The 246-nt window shown below is 69.5% G+C and carries 1 pseudogene; it reads right to left on the bottom strand.

The features are described from left to right. A pseudogene (locus ACPYOI_RS36730) lies at positions 1-246 on the bottom strand (hypothetical protein); the annotation flags it as partial.

Here is a 246-nt window from a genome sequence, read left to right as displayed (position 1 = left end):
CGGGGCGACAGGTCCGTACGCCGGCGAGGTTTTGCAGCGCCGCGCAGATCGCCGCAAATTCCGCGCCGCTGGTGCGCGAGAACGACACCGAGATGTCGTCCGTGTCCGGATCGTCGTCCGACTGCTGGACGATGAATCGCTTCACGCGCACGCGGTCGGTGCCGAGCGTGTCGTGCAGCTTGCCGAGCGTCAGGCCGCCGCGCTGGACGACGAGCCGCAGCGTGCGCTGCTGCCGCTGGGTGATGA

The organism is Rhizobium sp. SVR5-2C, from assembly GCF_056755115.1.
The sequence above is the reverse complement of the archived record's forward strand: the minus strand, read 5'-3'. Positions and strand labels throughout refer to the sequence as shown.